The 17215-nt window shown below is 59.1% G+C and carries 18 protein-coding genes; 11 read left to right on the top strand and 7 right to left on the bottom strand.

The features are described from left to right. Positions 1-80: 80 nt before the first annotated feature. Positions 81-542 (bottom strand): aspartate/glutamate racemase family protein, encoded by a 462-nt coding sequence (locus ACVISU_RS29300; RefSeq protein WP_456709223.1) that lies wholly within the window; start codon positions 540-542, stop codon positions 81-83. 42 nt (positions 543-584) lie between these two features. After that, positions 585-800, bottom strand: coding sequence for an aspartate/glutamate racemase family protein (locus tag ACVISU_RS29295; protein WP_456709222.1), 216 nt, complete (start codon positions 798-800; stop codon positions 585-587). A 335-nt stretch (positions 801-1135) separates the two neighbouring features. Between ACVISU_RS29295 and ACVISU_RS29290 the strand changes: the two genes are divergently transcribed. Continuing rightward, entirely contained in the window at positions 1136-1294 is a 159-nt protein-coding gene (locus ACVISU_RS29290) for an Lrp/AsnC ligand binding domain-containing protein (protein ID WP_456709221.1), read from the top strand. A gap of 102 nt (positions 1295-1396) precedes the next feature. Here ACVISU_RS29290 and ACVISU_RS29285 read toward each other — a convergent pair whose 3' ends face one another. Both ACVISU_RS29285 and ACVISU_RS29280 read right to left on the bottom strand, forming a co-directional pair. Then, positions 1397-3520, bottom strand: coding sequence for a prolyl oligopeptidase family serine peptidase (locus ACVISU_RS29285; RefSeq protein ID WP_456709220.1), 2124 nt, complete (start codon positions 3518-3520; stop codon positions 1397-1399). Between the two features lie 640 nt (positions 3521-4160). Further along, entirely contained in the window at positions 4161-4787 is a 627-nt protein-coding gene (locus tag ACVISU_RS29280; protein WP_456710930.1) for a type IV toxin-antitoxin system AbiEi family antitoxin domain-containing protein, read from the bottom strand. Between ACVISU_RS29280 and ACVISU_RS29275 the strand changes: the two genes are divergently transcribed. From ACVISU_RS29275 to ACVISU_RS29250, 6 genes are all read left to right on the top strand, one after another. Further along, positions 4680-5090 carry a group II intron maturase-specific domain-containing protein gene (locus tag ACVISU_RS29275; protein WP_456710929.1) on the top strand — a complete coding sequence of 137 codons (411 nt, stop codon included), beginning with the start codon at positions 4680-4682 and terminating at the stop codon, positions 5088-5090. The genes ACVISU_RS29280 and ACVISU_RS29275 overlap by 108 nt on opposite strands. Continuing rightward, entirely contained in the window at positions 5083-5334 is a 252-nt protein-coding gene (locus ACVISU_RS29270) for a hypothetical protein (RefSeq protein WP_456709219.1), read from the top strand. The genes ACVISU_RS29275 and ACVISU_RS29270 overlap by 8 nt, the downstream gene beginning before the upstream one ends. A 663-nt stretch (positions 5335-5997) precedes the next feature. Beyond that, positions 5998-6696, top strand: coding sequence for a hypothetical protein (locus tag ACVISU_RS29265; protein ID WP_456709218.1), 699 nt, complete (start codon positions 5998-6000; stop codon positions 6694-6696). A gap of 18 nt (positions 6697-6714) precedes the next feature. Next, the gene (locus ACVISU_RS29260; protein ID WP_456709217.1) at positions 6715-7473 is read left to right on the top strand and encodes a TIGR02391 family protein; all 759 of its coding nucleotides are present in this window, start codon (positions 6715-6717) and stop codon (positions 7471-7473) included. Positions 7474-8376: 903 nt separating this feature from the next. Further along, positions 8377-8631 carry a FitA-like ribbon-helix-helix domain-containing protein gene (locus ACVISU_RS29255; RefSeq protein WP_456709216.1) on the top strand — a complete coding sequence of 85 codons (255 nt, stop codon included), beginning with the start codon at positions 8377-8379 and terminating at the stop codon, positions 8629-8631. Beyond that, the gene (locus ACVISU_RS29250) at positions 8628-9044 is read left to right on the top strand and encodes a PIN domain-containing protein (protein WP_456709215.1); all 417 of its coding nucleotides are present in this window, start codon (positions 8628-8630) and stop codon (positions 9042-9044) included. Before ACVISU_RS29255 ends, ACVISU_RS29250 begins: the two co-directional genes overlap by 4 nt. A gap of 27 nt (positions 9045-9071) precedes the next feature. Here ACVISU_RS29250 and ACVISU_RS29245 read toward each other — a convergent pair whose 3' ends face one another. Continuing rightward, positions 9072-9263 (bottom strand): hypothetical protein, encoded by a 192-nt coding sequence (locus ACVISU_RS29245; RefSeq protein ID WP_456709214.1) that lies wholly within the window; start codon positions 9261-9263, stop codon positions 9072-9074. A 308-nt stretch (positions 9264-9571) separates the two neighbouring features. On the opposite strand from ACVISU_RS29245, the gene ACVISU_RS29240 reads away from it, so the two are divergent. The 4 genes from ACVISU_RS29240 (at position 9572) to ACVISU_RS29225 (ending at position 14013) form a co-directional block, all read left to right on the top strand. Next, entirely contained in the window at positions 9572-10555 is a 984-nt protein-coding gene (locus tag ACVISU_RS29240; protein WP_456709213.1) for a restriction endonuclease, read from the top strand. A 399-nt stretch (positions 10556-10954) separates the two neighbouring features. Further along, the gene (locus tag ACVISU_RS29235) at positions 10955-11143 is read left to right on the top strand and encodes a hypothetical protein (protein WP_456709212.1); all 189 of its coding nucleotides are present in this window, start codon (positions 10955-10957) and stop codon (positions 11141-11143) included. Between the two features lie 12 nt (positions 11144-11155). Continuing rightward, positions 11156-11440: a hypothetical protein gene (locus ACVISU_RS29230; RefSeq protein ID WP_456709211.1), complete on the top strand. Its 285-nt coding sequence runs from the start codon at positions 11156-11158 to the stop codon at positions 11438-11440. 350 nt (positions 11441-11790) lie between these two features. Further along, complete coding sequence (locus ACVISU_RS29225) at positions 11791-14013, top strand: hypothetical protein (RefSeq protein ID WP_456709210.1); 2223 nt, start codon at positions 11791-11793, stop codon at positions 14011-14013. Between the two features lie 561 nt (positions 14014-14574). Here ACVISU_RS29225 and ACVISU_RS29220 read toward each other — a convergent pair. Both ACVISU_RS29220 and ACVISU_RS29215 read right to left on the bottom strand, forming a co-directional pair. Beyond that, positions 14575-15588: a hypothetical protein gene (locus ACVISU_RS29220; RefSeq protein ID WP_456709209.1), complete on the bottom strand. Its 1014-nt coding sequence runs from the start codon at positions 15586-15588 to the stop codon at positions 14575-14577. A 1159-nt stretch (positions 15589-16747) separates the two neighbouring features. Next, positions 16748-17098 carry a hypothetical protein gene (locus ACVISU_RS29215; RefSeq protein ID WP_456709208.1) on the bottom strand — a complete coding sequence of 117 codons (351 nt, stop codon included), beginning with the start codon at positions 17096-17098 and terminating at the stop codon, positions 16748-16750. Positions 17099-17215: the final 117 nt, after the last annotated feature.

Below are 17215 nucleotides of genomic sequence, written 5' to 3'. Positions count from 1 at the left end.
TTGAGACCGCTGCAAAGGCCAGATGGCTTCACCGCGGACGAGATCAGACGTCGATCAGCGATGCGATTGTCGCTGCGCGCTTAGGGAGACGGCATGAGCCGACCGCTGCCCTCTGCAAAATCAGCTGCCGCCCTGGCATGCAGCCTCGCCGAATCGAACACTGGCAATTGTGTATGTTCGGGACCGATGAGAAGACCAATCTCCGTGCAGCCAAGGATGAGCGCGTCGGCGCCCCGGGCACGACCTCGCGCAATGATATCAATAACTTCCTGGCGCGAGTGATCAGAGACCGTGCCGCAGCACAGCTCATCGAAAATGACATCGTGGATCCGGCTCCGCTCGTCCTCCGCCGGTATGACCGGCGAAAGGCCGAACCGCTGCCGCAGGCGCTCACAATAGAACGGCTGCTCCATCGTATAGCGTGTCCCGAGCAAGAGTGGCCGCGTGACGAAAGCGGCAAGCAGAGCCGCAGCGGTCACATCGACGATGTGGATGAGCGGCACACTCAGCTCGGCAGCAACGATGTCGGCAATCACATGCATCGTATTGGTGCAGATCAGGATGTAGCTGGCGCCTGCATCGACCTACTGCCGGGCGATCCTCGCCAGATGAGCAGCGGCTTGCCTCCATTCTCCCGCCTTCTGAAGGGCGACGATATCGGCGAAGTCAACAGAGCGAAGCAAGATGTCTGCCGAGGCCAGACCGCCGCGGCGCCGACGGACGATTTCATTGATTTCCTTGTAATAGATGGCTGTGCTTTCCCAGCTCACCCCTCCGATCAGCCCGATGGTTCGCTGCACTTTACGATCTCCACTTGATACGAAGGCGACATCGGCGTGCCGCGCCTTCGGCGGCAAATAGTCGGCGTTGTTTCGCGCAATCTCTCTGGAAAGAGCAAATCAAAGGCCTTATCCCTGCGATGGAAAAGCTCTTCTCACCGGAGCTGCGAAGCCGGCTGAAAGGCATGCCGTCGCCTGAACGATTCTGGGCAAGTTGCAGCTCGACGCAACGACTCCCGTGACGCCGCTCGCCGAATCGAGCGGTCGCCTGTTGGCGGTGCATCAAGCACGGTGGAGGACCGCGGTTTGATCGGCGCGTCGCCCTGGTCGAGTGACGCGAAGCCAACGTCCGATGAGTGTGTTCATGGGTCTGCGCCGTCGCGTCACTCGATGGCTGTCTTGAGGATTTCCGTCGTGCCGTTGCGCAAATTCCGAAAATCCTCGAAGCCTCTCGCTTAATCGGCGGAACCGATAGTCTGCTCCGCCTCGTGGTGCCGGCTCTAGAGGTCTTTTGACGCAGTTTACAAGAAACTGATCGCCAGTCTCGACTTTGCTGACGTCAGCTCGTTCACCAGCATGAAGAGCTGAGCTAGGTCCACAGGGCCGTCGACCTATGCTTAGGGTGCGGCTCCTCGTGGCTCGGACGAAAGCCGCCTGGATGCGCATGTATATTCCAGAGCCAAATTTCGCGCATGTTCGATGAGATTGGCTGCGGCGCTGTGCCCCCCATCGGGGTCCTCAAAGTAAAAATAAGGTTGGCCAAGCGCAGCAAGCTTCGCGGCGGCCTTGCGGCCGTGCGCAGGATGGACGCGGTCGTCTTTGGTGGAGGTAAAAATGAAAGGCTCCGGGTAGCTCCTGCCCGGTACTAACTTTTGATAGGGCGAGTAGCCCTCGATCCACTCTCGTTGTTCGGGAATGGCCGGGTCGCCATACTCGGCGACCCAGGACGCGCCGGCGCCCAAGTGGGTGAATCGAAGCATGTCGAACAGCGGCACCTCTATGATCGCCGCGTTGAAAAGGTCTGGGCGCTGGGTCATTGCGGCCCCGACCAGCAGGCTCCATTGACTGCCGCCGATCACGCCGAGCCGGCGCGGACTTGTGACTTTCCGGCGGATCAGATCCTCGGCGACCGCGATGAAATCATCCCATGTCTTTTGCTTCGTTGCCCCTTGGCCAGCCTGGTGCCATGGTGGACCGAACTCGCCGCCTCCGCGCAGGTTGGCAACAACATATGCATTCCCCTGTTCGAGCCATAGCCGCCCCACAGTTCCTGCATAGGAAGGGAGAAGCGGAACCTGAAACCCACCATAACCATAAAGCAGCGTCGGGTTTGACCCGTCGAATCTTGCGCTCCTTGGTCGCACCAGGAAGTACGGAATTTGCGTACCATCGCGGGAAGTTGCCTTGCACTGCTGGACGACATGCTTCGATGCGTCGAACGCGGTAGGTGCTGTCTTCAAGAGCTCGAGCCGTTTGCTTTTGGCATCAAAGTACCAAAGCGACGTTGGCGCGAGATAGTCAGAGACGCTAAACATCATCTCGTCCGCTTGCTGGGAAACGGCTGATAGGCTGACGCTCGCATTCTCCGGCAGCGGGATCGACGTGGCATGCCATCTGCCCTGATCGTACCTGTAGATGAATGCCTTGCTTTGAACATTGTCCAAAATCGTCAGCACCAGGACATTCCTGTTGCTGCCAAATCCGCGGAGTGCCTGCCGGCAATTGGGCCGGAAAACGACAGATGGTTTGGCCCGCAGCGGATCCTGCTTCCATTCGGCGAAGTCATGCGAGATCATTGAGCCGGCCTTGAAGCTGCTCTCGCCGCTGGGCATCCAGTCTTCGTCCAGTTTCACAAGCAGGCGGCCACTCACGATGCCGACGATCGCCGACTTCTTCGGCAGATTGAGCTCGATCGGCCCCGCGGGCCCGAACAGCACATACTGGCGCTCGAAGCCGTTGATCCGACGGTCGACGCCGGTCACATTGATCCTCCCGTCACCAAGCACCAATGGCCCGATTTTAAAGTCGGTGCGCTGGCCACGAAAGACCGCGCGCGCCTGGTCGAGCGGCTGAGCGCGCCTGAGTTCCTTCAATACGAAAGGGTAGCCGGCCTCGGTCGTGGTCCCCTCGCCCCAATCACGTGCAACGAGGACAGTGTCACGATCGAGCCAGCTGACGCTCTGCTTGCCCTCTGGCAGCTCGAATCCACCTGTAACAAAGCTTTTGGCCTGGCGATCGAACTCGCGTATGGATACGGCGTCCTTGCCACCATCGGAAAGTTCGACGAGGCAGCGGCGTCTAAAGCAGCTGTGCCCCTTGTAAACCCAGTTCCTGTTCTCGGCGGCAGCGAGCGCATCGATGTCCAGGATGGTCTCCCATCGCGGATCCTCGCTTCGATAGCTCTCAAGGGTGGTACGCCGCCAGATGCCACGCACATGGCTCTCGTCCTGCCAGAAATTTTCGAGACCTCGTCCTCCCAGCGAAACGTACGGAATCCGGTCTTTTTCCTGGAGGATGGTTAGGGCGTCCCGATAAAAGCGATCATAGCGAGGATCCGACTGCAGCGAGCCGAGCGTCTTTTCGTTCTCGGCCTGGGCCCAGGCCAATGCGCGCGGCCCCTCGGACTCCTCGAGCCAGAGGAACGGATCGTCCGCCGGCGTCGCACCAGACTGGCCGTGGAGCAGCGCGACTGTCAGACATATGATCGAGAGCAAGCCGGCGCGCAGAACGGACTTTTTCACTGTCGTCTCCTCGATGGGCGCACGCAGGGCGAGCCCGCAGATTCTTGCGACCGGGCGACAGTCGCGAAATTCGTGTTTTGAGCGTGCACGTACTATGTCGCGCCGCCCGCACCTCGATTGTGCAAGCAGCATGCCGTCTGGAAAACAGCAGTATCTGACGCGTCGTACCGCATCGCCAGGTCAGCTTCCCGACATTGGGTCTGAAGCTGACAATCAGGTGTCTGCCGGACAAGCTTTCGGCATCAGACAGCCTCGCCTGCCCTTTGAGGCCGCTGGTTCGACCTGGGAAATCAGCAGTGCGATATCGCGGCGGGCTGCTTCTCGTTTGCGCTCGGACAGACGACGCAAGCTGTTAGCCGCCGGAGCTTTGGCGCGTTCGGGGCCAGCCTTTGCCGAGTTGAACCCGCCATAGTTCGGCCTGCCGCGAAGCGATGCGCTGGCGCCAGTAAGAGGATCTCCTGGAAAATGGAAGCGAGCCCGCCTTTTCGCTCGTCTTATGATCCAGACGCAATTCGTTCTTGAACTGCCATCCCTACGTTCAGCGGTCGCCACGTATGCGCAAGGCCGGTGTCCAATATCGCAAAGCGCATTCTGACTTTAGCGACATGAGCCAGACGCTCGCCTGCCTGTCGACACAACGCTAGCCATTGGCGGTCATCGCATCGATATAGGGTTGCATCGCTTTCCACACACCGGCCTTGCGCGCGAAGGCCGCGATCTCGGCAGGCTTGGCCTTGTGGGTACGCAGCACTTCGCGCAGACCTTCGAGCGCGAGATTGAGCCCGGTGCTGTGACGATAGCGTGTCCCGGCCCTCCGCCGATAGCGGAAAAGATCGACGACGGTCTTGGCCGGGCTGAAGATCTTCATCGGGCAACCCTCGATGATATGTGTCTCGACACCTTCCTGAAGCCGCTCCGGACTGAAGCGAACGAACTGCATGGGTGGATGGGTCAGACGCGGTTGCCGATCCTTGGGGCCGATGGCGAGCCAGACCATAGAGGTGATGGTATCGGTCAGATCGTGAAAAGCGAGCGCGGAAATCAGAGCGACGCCTCCTTTGGGTACGCGCTTGGCCGCCTCGGCGAGCGAGTGATGCGTATCGGTGGAAGCGTCCGGCAGTTGGTAGAGCCCACGTCCAAGTTGAACGACAAGGCCCTTTTGCTTCATGCGGGCAATTGTCGCCGCCGTGACGCCTGCCGTGGCAAGCTCGGAAGGGCGCGCAATACCACGCTGGTCAGACTTGGTGAAAAGCTTCGAGAGATTAATTCCATCCTCCGCGGATGGGCATACTACTACCGCTACTGTGCTTATGCGTTCGACGTGTTCACCAGCATCGACTGGTATGTCGGCGATCGAATATGGCGCTGGTTACGGTACAAACGCCCAAAAGCGGGAGCGCACGAGATTCTGGCCTCACGCAGGCCAAGTCGACTTCGGCGCACACGTAAGGTCTGGCAGGACGGACCAATCGAGCAATTTGTGCTCGCATGGACCCCGGTCTGCCGGTACCGCCTTGCTTGGATGGAAACACCTGCCTTCGCCACGACTTCCGGAGAGCCGGATGCGTAACGAAAGACGCAAGTCCGGTTCGGGAAGAGGCGGTGAGAAACCGATCGCACAAACGCGACGCGGCGCTCACCGCCTACTTTTACATATTCTGATTCAGCCGTTCCCCGGCCAGGATGTGAAAACCGGCAAAAACCAGAACAAACCGGCTCATATCAAGTCACGCAAGGACTTCTACGATTGGCTGGCTGGCGAGATCAAGATTGACGGCATCTCAACCGGAGCCGCGATTGGGCTCCATTGCTGAACGAGATACTTATGTGGAGCCTCCGCGATCGCGATCTGGCAAGATATCTATCCGGCTGGCTGCGAGGCCATTTCATCTTTCAGGCCGATCCAACCAACGCGATGGCGCCCGCCGCGCAGCCTCCTCGCCGGCGCAGGAAAGCAGCTTGACTGCCAGTCAACGCTGACTAGCCCGCTTCACGTCGGCGGATCGAACCTGGTCTGCTAATTTATCCCATTCGGATCCGGACCTTCGGGAAGCGGCGCTTCAGTTCGAGGGCGCCGTCTGCGGCACCCATTCTAGTGCTGAACTCGGAATTGAGGATCCCGTCCATCTCGATAGCATAACCGGTCTTTGCTAGTTCGACGTGTCGGCTGGGTATTCTCGTCTGTCGTCCTCGGTGAGCTTGCGTGGTTATGTTGAGGACCGCCGGGTCGGACAATCCCGGTCGCGACAAAAACGAGGGAAAACCATTCGCAGTTTCTCGTCCGGCCGTTTCGCGCATTCTGCCGACGAACCGCTTCGGACTTGGTATCGGGCACTTCACTGCGGGATGCCTCGATTAGACACCTTGCAGTAACGCCGAGAAGTTGTGGTAAGCTTGGGTTGTAAAGCCAGGGTCATTCGAATGAAAGAGATACTGATTGCTATTCTCGGCGTAGCTTCAGCCATTTTCGGAGCCAAATGGTTCAACCCGGACTTCGACCAACTTCCCACATCTGGAAGAACACCGACATAAGGATTTCCAGCGACTTCGTTTACGTACACTTCGATTTTTTCGCCGATCAGCGGAAAGATCAGCCAGTCGATAGCTTCAACGGCATAGCGGTCTTCGACAAAGCCACATATGTCGAGAACGTCGACATGCACCGGACGAGCGCCGCATACGCCATTCGCCTCACCAGCAGCGGAATCGAACCCGAAATCAAGGCGATCGAGCCGCAGGTCCGGCTCAAGACGAAGCGTGCGCCAGGTGAAGACAAGAACACGATCGAGTACACAGTCGAATCGGAAGCGGACCTCGACCAGAACAAGGAATACGCGTTGACCGGCGTGTCCCCTAGCCCGCGTATGATCTACGTCTTCCGGAACGGCTTTCAGGGCGCCAACTCCTTGGGAGGCAAAGACGTCAAGTATCCGACCGAAAAGCTCACCCTAGTCTACGATTTTACCTCGATCCGTTGGTCCGAATACGCCGAAACACCTGCGCCCTCCGCTTGCCTCAAGCACGTGAAAGAAGACGATTCGCGCACGGTGCCTGTCAACTGGCAGAACGGAATCGCGATCGTGGAAGCGATCAAGCTTCAGCCGGGCGATAAAGTTCGAATTTTTTGGACTTGGCGCGGTCAAAGCCCAGCCATTTCCTGCAGTGACGCTCTTTGAGCAATTCCGAGAACCCCAATGATCTCGACCTACATAAAGGACGCCGACGACCTCCTTAAGATGACCCCCGCTGACGTCGGGCGCATCATGCTGATGATCGCCAAACAAGTGCGGCAAGGCGCCGGCTTTACCTATGAGGCGATCACAACCGAGCCGTTCGGCACGGGAATGGCGGCCGAGCGCGGCAGCAACTACCCGTTCTTCAAGAAGGCCCAGATAGACGAACACCTAAACAAGGCATGGCGCCTGCTCGAGCGCGAAGGGTTTATCGAGTCCTCTCCCGGCATCAACGGTACTCATGGCTGGAAGACATTCACGGACGCCGGTCTGGCCGTCGCCAACGGTCACGACTTCGAGGCTACACGCGTGGCGATGCTCTTTCCGAAGGAACTGATCCATCCTGCGATCCGTGACAAGGTCTGGGCAGCGTTGGCAAGAGGCGATCTGGACGAAGCCGTGTTCGCCGCGTTCAAGGCCGTGGAAGTTGCGGTGCGCCAAGCAGGCGGCTACGAAGCTACGGACCTCGGCGCGGACCTGATGCGCAAGGCCTTCGATCCCAGCGAGGCGCCGAAGGACAATCGCGGACGACTGACGAACCTCACGCATCCACCGGGCGAGCGAGAAGCCTTGGCGCATTTGTTCGCCGGCGCGATCGGATCGTATAAGAACCCTCATTCTCATCGGACCGTGAACCTAGGTGACCCGGCGGAAGCGCGTGAGCAGGTCATGCTCGCAAGCCATCTGCTGCGCATCGTCGATGCGCGTCGGCCAACTTGAGAATGTTACGCGCGATCGCGCGCCCCGTGCTCTCGAAGGCGACGCAATGATCGAACGACTGTGGGGCTGCCAACCGGACGCTACTCGCAGTCTTTCATGTGACGAACAAAGGGACTAGCTCACATCACCGAGGGTTTGAATGACAGTCCGGAGCATGCCCGACTGATCGAAATCGCAAGCCGAGGTGTCCCAGTGCTAATGGTCGGCTGTTTCTACAAGCCGATGGGTTTGTCTGCTCCGAACTACAAGCTTACCCGCCGGCCACGCGCCGGGTGATAGGTTCCGCGTCGGTCAGAACAGCTAATCACGGGGGCCGCCATAGGGTCGTACGGAGCCCAAGTGATGCGCCTCGCAGCGGGTGCACCCGAGAAGCGTCACGGTAGGCCGCTGGTGAAGGGCGCGCTCCCGACGATCACCATCACGAAGCCGTTTAGCCTATACTGTCGGAAGCGCTAACCGGGCGAATAGGAGACCTCCGTCCTCGCGATGCCAGAGGCGGGTCTGCCGGTGTCTGTCGAAGTGGAGAAGGACAGCCTCAGTAAGTTTCAGGGATTGCCTGGCCTTCCAATGCCGAACGTGCATTCTCCGCTTCACCGCTCGGGCCAGGATAGCGGTCTGTGGCATCGGCAGGTGCCACCTTCTTGAGCGGCGCGCCAGACGAGGTGTTGAAATCCTCTATCCCCATGTCAGTTGAGCGCCGCATCTCGATATTGCGGCTGTTCGGACTACGGTGTGGGGTTACGGAAAAACCGGATTATCCGCAGATGGAAGGTATTGAGCCATCGGGGCCGGCCGCGCTCGTCGGCCGCCCGAGCCCAGCGCGTGACCCACTGCGCCCCTTGAAAAATGCTATCAAACGCTCGATTTGATATCATCGCTATCGATCCCCGGGAGGATGCTATCATGGCCGCCGTCACCATCCGTAACCTGTCCGAGGAGGCGCATCGCGCCCTGAAAGTCCGCGCGGCGCAGCATAATCGCAGCGCGGAAGCGGAAATGCGCGCCATTCTGGAGGCCGCCGTGCGTCCCGAGGGCCGGCTGCGGCTCGGCACCGCCCTTTCGGAGTTGAGCAGGAAGATCGGCCTCACCAATGCCGATGTCGAGGCGCTCGAGCATGGCCGCGGCACGCATCCCGCCGAGCCGATGCGCGTCGAATGATCCTGCTCGATACCAATGTGGTCTCAGAGGCGATGAAGCCCGAACCACATCCATCGGTCCGCGGCTGGCTCGACGCCCAGGCGGCCGAGACGGTGTTTCTCTCCAGCGTCACCGTCGCCGAACTGTTGTTCGGCATCGGCGCGCTGCCGCGCGGCAGGCGCAAGGACAGGTTGGCAGCTACGCTCGATGGTGTGCTGGACTTGTTCTCGGCCCGCATCCTGCCCTTCGACACCGCCGCGGCGCGGCGGTATGCCGATCTCACCGTCAAGGCGCGCGCGGCCGGAAAAGGCTTCCCCACGCCCAACGGCTACGTCGCCGCGATCGCCGCCGTGCAGGGGTTTGCCGTGGCATCGCGCGACACGAGTGCGTTCAAGGCTGCCGGTCTGACGATAATCGATCCCTGGACCGCCTAACAGGCATCCGGCTGCTTCGGCTGCGGATTAAGCGAATAATCGGACCTGCTCCACACCGTATTCCGAATAGCCGATATTGCCGAGCCTGCCATTCTTGTCGCATAGCCCTAGAAACTCAAGCAGCGCACGACAGTGCATCATCCCGGCTTCGATGCAGGGATTTGTGAAGCCGCGTAAGGTGCCTTCGATCACCAACTTGTCGCCCGCATAGAGTGTCATGGGGGCCGCACCCCAACTAGTGCTGAGATTGAGCGCTAAGTTGAGCGTTTCAATTGCCTGCATCCGATACGGAAGCAGTTCATTCAGAAGGTGACACGGTCCGTATTTGTTACTCCCTCCTGTGTCGCTAGTTGAGGCTAGGTCAGCGTCGGCCGCAGCATGCGGGGCGCACAAGCGATGCTCGCCACGCCCGGTCCAGAGTCTCGTCTCGGGCACTACCGGAACGTGTTGAGGCCAGCAAGATCAATCGATAAAATCGTGCGACTCGGAGGAGGATGACGCTCATTAGCTCGATACGATCAATAGACTTGCGCCTGGTAGATGACCTCGTCGACTTCGTCCGAGGCCCCGGTTTCGTGCTGGACTTTTCCGACGCTAGCTTTGCCGACTTCTTCGCCTCTGAACTTAAGGTCAACATCGACGCCCCCGAATATTCGGTCAACGGACGCTCGAAAGGCAAGCGCCTTCGGTGCTTCCTGCAAAGCTGCGATGACGCCACGGCCGTCCGTACATTGGGGGCTCTCTGGGAACATCGCTCCGAATATCTTGCCCGCACTGCCGGAACAGATCCCGTCGTCAACGCCGAAAGCCGCTACGAAGGTTTAATCAAGCGCCTCTCCGGTGCCGTCATGCCGCAGTCAACAAATGCCGCCGCGACCGCCAACGTGCTCGACCAGCAGAGCCTCGCTAAAATCAAAGCTGATCTCCTCAAAGTGGCGGCCCTCGGTCCACAGGAACGCGGCTTTGCATTCGAGGACTTCCTCAAGCGCCTCTTCGACGCGTTCGGTTTGGTCACGCGCGAACCTTTCCGCCTGCGCGGCGAGCAGATCGACGGCAGCTTCCAGCTAGGCGGCGACACCTATCTGCTTGAGGCAAAATGGCATGGACATCCCATCGGCGTCGCCGAGCTCCATGTCTTCCACGGGAAGATCGAACAAAAGGCGGCTTGGACACGAGGCTTGTTCGTCAGCAACAGCGGCTTTACCGATGACGGCCTGATAGCCTTTGGCCGCGGTAAACGTGTCATCTGCATGGACGGGTCTGGACCTATACGAAATGCTACACCGGGAAATATCGCTCGCCCAGGTCCTGGAACGCAAAGTTCGCCGAGCCGCCGAAACCGGCTCTCCCTTCATCCGGGTCCGCGATCTGTTTCCTTACTGACACGGAGCAAAAATACGTCACGATCTAGCGTTCGGCGCTTGCTCTTATGGCTAAACACAGGGACGAGCGCTTCACGATACAACCCAGACATCAGCGCTGAGAGACTGAGATATGCAAAGCGAACCTGACGTTTCAAATGTCCCGAGTGCGGCATCGAAGCTCATCTCGAGGGCGTCCGAGCAGCAAAATCTTTCGGATCTTCGAAAGCGAATGGCACGTCTCTGCAAACACAAGAGCGCTGATATCTGTCCTCACGTTCAGCGAGGATTAGACCAGATCAGGGACTCGATGGTCCAACGGGATGATCTGTGAACGTTGAGACCGATAGTACAACACCATGCGGTCGGGTGTCGGAATGTGCTCCGGCTCTAGATTGAGATCGCGGTCGCTCCATTTAGGTATCACAATTTTGCATAGCAAAATGGGGCCACGTTTTCAGCCTGTCCTTGTCGCGGGCTGGAACCGCGATTCGTCGAGTGCCTGGTGGATTAGGTGAAGGTATCCAACAACACTGGCGAGGAGTCGAAATGACCATCCAGATCATGGGCGCGGGTATTGGCCCGCTACACGTCGGGGGCCACCCTGGTCACTACGCTTGGCGCGTCAGCTACGAACGGGACGGCGGGCGCTACTTCCACGAGGTCGACAGCCGTCTGGCCCGGGATTCGATGGAGGCGATCGAGGTCGCAAAGCGCGAACTTGGGTTTTCTGACTAGCAGGTGATTGTCATGGAATTATTCCAGGAAATAGCCACGCGCGGGATGCTGCCGCTGCACGAGCTGTTCAAGAGATACGAGGACGGCGAATTCCCCCCGTCCCTATTTGTGCGGCTGTTCTTGGGCCAGGCCGCGCAGCAAGAGGCCGACGACGGAGAGCTTGATCGGTCGCGTCTTCTCGGCTTTGTCGAAGCCACAGAAGATTGGTTTCAGGACAAGATGCGCGAAACTAGACGCCATTCTCTGCTGACGGAACGCCGATTTGCCACCCCGCCTGGCCTCGCCGATGGCGCTTAACGCAACGTGAACTTTTGCGAGGCGCAGCTGCACCATAGCGAGGAAGTTGGCTGCAAGCTTGTCGTAGCGGGCGGCTACCCGGCGGAAGTGCCGGGATAAAGGCTTATTGAGCGAGCTGATCTCACGTTAGCCGGGGCGGAATGCGCAGTTGACAAGGATCCTCCCTTCGCCCGTGCCGCTGCAAGCAGCTTAGCGGCGAACTCAAGTCACCTTTGCGGAGATGCTGATCCCGAGCGATGTCGGTTCCGATATGGGCCGGTTCGCCCCTTACGTGCCCATGATCATGTCAGGTTCTCGAAAGTCAGCCCGAGTAGAAGACCTGCTCGGGTGAGCATGAACATGAGGCTAACGTGAACGCGCAAGACTTTAAGGCATTTAATGTGCCAGCTTCGTCGCAAGTGCAGCACGCGGTCCCCGAAGCGTCGCAGACGGACGAGGCCGTGCAATTTGAGCAGCACTTGGCCGAGGCAAGCCAAGCCTCTCCCATCGCCAGCAGGGACCCCGCCTATCCCAATCTGTCCACAGAAGACCAGAGCCTTATCGAGAGCGTGATTACTCAATATGCGGCTCAGAAAAAGCCAACACCTGGAACGGTTAGACACTATACGCAGGTACTTCATCGACTGGTGAATGATCTCCGCGCGCGCGGCCAAACGACCGATCTAGCAGACCACGAGTCCCTGCTCGAATACGCAAATACTTATTTTCCGAACGACTCAAATATTAAGGCGGGACTGAGCGTCCTTGGTGCGTATCATGACATTGACTCCAACTACCCTTGCCTGTCTCCGGAAGACCGGAGCCTTATCGATAGAATGATTACTCAATATGCGACTCAGAAAAACGTACAACCTGCAACGGCTACATATAATTCTACGGCACTTCGTCGACTAGCGAATGATGTCCGCGCTCGCGGCCAAACAATCGATCTAGCGGACTACAAGTCCCTGCTCGATCACGCTAATACTTACTTCCCGAAAGACGAATATATGAAGAGAGGGCTAAGCGTCCTTTGTGCGTATCATGGCCTCGACCCCGCCTATCCCAATCTGTCTACAGAGGACCGAAACTTTATCGATAGCGTGATTACTCAATATGCAGCTCAGAAAAGCCCAAAACCTGAAACGGTAAAACGTTATACTCGGGCGCTTCGTCAACTGGCGAATGATCTCCGCGGTCGCGGCCAAACGACCGATTTAGCGCACCACAAGTCCCTGCTCGAATACGCAAATACTTATTTTCCGAAAGACGGGCATATGAGGTCAGCGGTAGGAGTCCTTCGTGACTGTTATGCCCCTAATTCTGACGCCGCTCCTTCGAGAGCAGCGAAGAGACTGAGGACGCCGAACGATCTGGAAGAGGTTGTGGCAAACCGACAACCAAGTGCAAACGTCGCTTCAGAAGTAAGTAGCGCAGCACCGCAGGTTGCCTCAACAGGCGTCATAATCCGGGGGCAGTCGGACAAGCGGCCTTTTTATTCCGAGGATGCTGCCGCCGTCTTCGGGCTTGAGCAGGCCCTTATCCGGGGCGGCATGACCTCCAAATCGGCAAGGCAGCTTGGAAACGGCCTTGTTGGCTTTAGCCGTTGGCTGTTCGAAAACAACAGGCCGAGCATTGTTGCTCGGCTGGACAGCAAGTCGCTGAGCGACGATGAGGCCCTGTTCAAGTACTCCGGAGGGATTGATGCAAATCTCCTCAAAGCTTTGGAATATTTCCACACCTTTCGGAAAACGGGAGTGGTCGCGCCCACGCAACCTGGCCGCGCGAGCGCTAAGCTTAAGGCTTCCCACCAGAACGTGGCCCTCAATCCCGAAAGCGCTGTGCAGATGGTACCGCGTCGCACCGACGACGCCGCTGCGCAGCGCAGCGCGCGGCACGAAGCGAGTACTCGGCTAAAGGAGCTTCGGGAGGAACAGGACGGTCAACCCGCCGCCTCGCCTTTCGTTCAGGAGCAAGCCGCCTTCCATTCAGAGCAACTCCCTCAGGGGGAGCTTCGGCGAGTGCTGGATCATTCGGGTAATCAAGCCATGCCGTCCGCAGTCTCCGACTTTTCAGAGGAGCGACTGGAAAAGCAGTTCCATGACGAGTTTCAAGGATTAGGAGATAATCATCCTGCTCTGTCGTTTCCCATCGATCCGGAAGACCTTACTTTGGATCGCGAGCTGTTCTTTCCAGAGGAGCTCCTGCTAGCGTTTGATGACGAGCCAGCAGAGGAGCTTCAGGAATGGCGAGATGATCACCTCGCCCCATCGGCTTTTATGCAGGAGCAAACCGCATCCTGTTCAGAGCAGCTCCCTCGGGGAGAGCTTCGGCGAGTACTAAATCATCTGGAAGATGAAGCCACGCCGTGGGCAGGCGCCGCCGCTTCGGAGGAACTCCAGCGACTGGAAAAACAGTTGCATGACGAGCTTCACGGGCTAGGAGACAATCATCCTGATCTGTCGGTTTCCATCGATCTGGAAGAGTTTACTTGGGAGCCTGAGCAGTTCTCTCCACGGGAGCTTCGGCGACTACTTGATGACGAGCCCGCAGAGGCGCTCCAGGAATGGCGAGATAATCACCCGCGCATGTAGCGAATGACCGGCGCGACATTGCCCGATACGATCCCGTCTATAACTTCCGGCCCAGCGCAGAAATGCGGCGCGCTGATCGGAGCAGGCCGGGGGTCGCGTCACCCGCTCTGGGAAAGGCCCTGGTAGGACCAAAAGTGTTACAGCTCTGCGGGATGTTCGGCTCCATCCACGTATTCGACAACGGGGGCGAGCCCCAGGCCGACATCTATGACGAGCCGAACTCTCTCGGCTTCCGAACGGACGCGGCGCTCCGATGGTCCTTCAAGAACTTCCAGCCGGCCCACCGATCACGCCGATGCGCCGCCCAAAAGGGACGTCCTTTTTGCTGTCCTTTCCTGTCCCAAACCTCCGTCCGCTCGCGTTGCCGTTGATCGTGAAGGCCGGGAAGTCGATGACGAAATCGGCCTGCTGCTCCTGGCCGTCGACTTCGGCGGGGACAGCATTTCGAACGGCGCCCACGGCCGCAGGTCGCCGGCGCGCAGTCCAGTGCGGACGGCGTCCGGCAACTGCGGATTGGCGCCGCCTTCTTTCATGAGCACCGAGAATATTGGTGTGCCGTCGTCATAGTGCCGGCGTGACTAGCTGGAGCTGAAGCGCGGCCAGAACGCTGATGTCAGTGCGGTGTTCGATGGCCTCGCCCGCATCCTGGGCGGCTTGTACTAGGGCGGCCTCCTTGCGTTCGATCATCAATTTGTCAGCTTCGATTCTGGCCAGCTGCTTTTGACGCTCATCCGCCGGGACCGCGGCGGCATCGTCGCTGTTGGTGTCGATCAGTTCGTTCACCTTTTCGGTCAGAGTGTCACGAAGGACCCAACAGATCAGCCCGATCACATCGGGAACCTGGCCAGACGCTCTGCCCACAACCCGCGTGCCCGCATCGAGGACGGCAGCCATCAGATGGTGCTCCTGGAGGGTGACCGGCCATTTGATCTCACTCGCGTTATCATCAATCATAGCCGTGATACACGGCGCCCCACGTTCCGCCAGCCGTGCGATCAGCGCCGCCGCGTCTCGCTTCTTTGCCTCACTGGGAAATGGCGCATTGCGGATCCGGTGCGCCTCGGCCTCGAGTTCGCCAAGGTGCAGGCGCAGGCGGTTGAGAGCCTCACTGATCGGCTCGTCTCGATTTAGAATCTCCGACAGCGCGATTTGCGAGACCGAGGCAAGACGCATGCCCGACGGCAGGCTACCGCGAACCAGAAAGGCCCGGCAGCGGGATGCCAGGCTCCCACAGCTCCGCATGCGGGCGCCAGCGGTCGCCTCCCGACCGATGAGGCAACGCAACTTTTCAGCGAGTCCGGCGGCTTGCACGTCGAGGTCACGGATTTGCACGTCCTCCTCGTCCGCGCCGGGATCGCCGGCGGTGCGGGCCAATATCAGCCGTTTGCGGCGGGTCTCGACGCGATGAAGCTCGCCACGAGTCGCTCGCATCTCCTCGTCAAGCGGCACCCACGTTGATCGCGCATCCGCCGCACGATCCACAATCGCATCGAACCGCTGCCGAGCGCCCTCATCGGGCAGCAGGTCGACAGGGTCGATTTGAACGCAGCTTTTGGAATCTATGTGGTCATTCACGTGTCGTCTCGCAGTGTCGGATACCCAAGTATTGCTGGCATTGATTCGCAGCAGGCAATTTTTGCGTCGGCGCAATCGCGCGCGAGAGCGCCCGATGCAGCGCTCTGACGGCCGGCGTTCTTGGCTTCAGCAGCCGCCAGGCCTTCGCCCCGCAGCGCTTTCGCATACGAAACTTTCGGGTCTTCTCCTCCGGTTGGACGCAGGTCGATCTACAGATCTAACGGTCCAGAATCGGATCTAGAAGAAAGCGGGATCGAAATGAGTCCGGTCGTTTTGTCTCAGTGCAGGGAACCGAGCACTAACAACCAAGAGGACGTACCCCATCCGTTTGCGTCGCCACCACCCAGGCTCGTAGCGGGCATGGACATCTTGTGCGGCCGCTGCGATCGAGAGGTCGGAAGCAAGCCGCGGTGCAGTCTCGGCCATCGCGCGGCACAAGACCCGCAATGTCGAAGCCGTGCGATCGCGCGGGTCGCGTGACAAGCAGTGCTGGGCCATCGCCGGCGCGTAAGCCGCTTTAAATTCAACTCTTTACGTTGCCATCAACACCCACGCACCTTAAGCTCAATGGCCGTCGCATCAGCATTTCGCACAATGAAGACCTGACGAAGTCGCCCTCATTGCTGGACCGAGAGCGGACTTTCTAGGATGAAAAAGCGCCGGCAGAAGCGCTGAAGGAGTTGTTACAGTGAGAGGCGGAGCCGCGCTGGCCGCGTTGAAGCTGCTCCCTTCCAATCTCGATCGATATGTTCGGATCGGATGCGGAAACTCGGATTGTCGAACCCATGCTAGGCGAGGTAGCTGACGAGAAGCTGACAGGACGCCAAGTGTCTATGGCGCCGCTTTTATTGGGACCAGCTAGCGCGATCGCGCCAGATCAGTTACCGGCAATCAATCGCCCGCTCGCCGGATGCGACTAGCCCCCAGAATGACGAGAGACCCTTATCGAGCGCCAGAGACCGAGGGCAAATAGTCGAGACGCTGTGCGGCTCAGCTTCATGAGAGCACGGCGCAAGCCACACGCGCAAGAAACAGCGTGAAGCGAAAACTCTCAAGCAACTGGAAGTCGGTAGGCGGCGAAAGCCCATCGAGACCCGCATTCTCGATCGACAACCAGGCCCGACCTGCCCCTCCAAGGAGCGTCGCGCGCAGGTGCTGTCTAGGATGCCGCTGCACGCGCCACCGGCGGAGCCGGCGCATAGCGTCCTAGACAGTGACGAGCACGGCGCGACGGTTGTTTGGTCGGGTCGATGCGTTCAAATTCCAGTTGAAAGACAAGACGGTGTTTTTTCAGGCGACACCTGCGTTCCTTCCGCCGCTCGCTGACTTCGCGAAGGGAGCCAATTATCTCGTGCACGAAGCGTTGTACGAACGCGGTCTGGACGCCGCTGCGCGCCGCGTGCCGAACGCCGAAAGGTTGAAGGCCAGTATTCAGAGCCATTACACCCGCGCGGATGCGGTGGGCTGCATCGCAGCGATGGCGAACGTTAAAACACTTGTTCTCAATCATTTCGTGCCTGCGGGTGATAACAACGTGGCACCCGAGGTATCGAGGGACGCGGTTCGGACGACATTATGGAGGCAACATCGTTGTCGGAAGAGACCTGCTTCAGCTTCCGCTGTAAGT

This window comes from Bradyrhizobium sp. USDA 4452 (genome assembly GCF_054063575.1).
Note: the sequence above shows the minus strand (reverse complement) of the source record. Positions and strands in the feature narration are given on the sequence as shown.

Bases quoted from the DNA above. Each gene is read 5' to 3' on its own strand.
- ACVISU_RS29300 (WP_456709223.1), bottom strand. From the start codon at position 542: ATGCATGTGATTGCCGACATCGTTGCTGCCGAGCTGAGTGTGCCGCTC.
- ACVISU_RS29270 (WP_456709219.1), top strand. From the start codon at position 5,083: ATGCGTAACGAAAGACGCAAGTCCGGTTCGGGAAGAGGCGGTGAGAAA.
- ACVISU_RS29265 (WP_456709218.1), top strand. From the start codon at position 5,998: ATGGTTCAACCCGGACTTCGACCAACTTCCCACATCTGGAAGAACACC.
- ACVISU_RS29260 (WP_456709217.1), top strand. From the start codon at position 6,715: ATGATCTCGACCTACATAAAGGACGCCGACGACCTCCTTAAGATGACC.
- ACVISU_RS29255 (WP_456709216.1), top strand. From the start codon at position 8,377: ATGGCCGCCGTCACCATCCGTAACCTGTCCGAGGAGGCGCATCGCGCC.
- ACVISU_RS29250 (WP_456709215.1), top strand. From the start codon at position 8,628: ATGATCCTGCTCGATACCAATGTGGTCTCAGAGGCGATGAAGCCCGAA.
- ACVISU_RS29245 (WP_456709214.1), bottom strand. From the start codon at position 9,263: ATGACACTCTATGCGGGCGACAAGTTGGTGATCGAAGGCACCTTACGC.
- ACVISU_RS29235 (WP_456709212.1), top strand. From the start codon at position 10,955: ATGACCATCCAGATCATGGGCGCGGGTATTGGCCCGCTACACGTCGGG.
- ACVISU_RS29230 (WP_456709211.1), top strand. From the start codon at position 11,156: ATGGAATTATTCCAGGAAATAGCCACGCGCGGGATGCTGCCGCTGCAC.
- ACVISU_RS29215 (WP_456709208.1), bottom strand. From the start codon at position 17,098: ATGATTGAGAACAAGTGTTTTAACGTTCGCCATCGCTGCGATGCAGCC.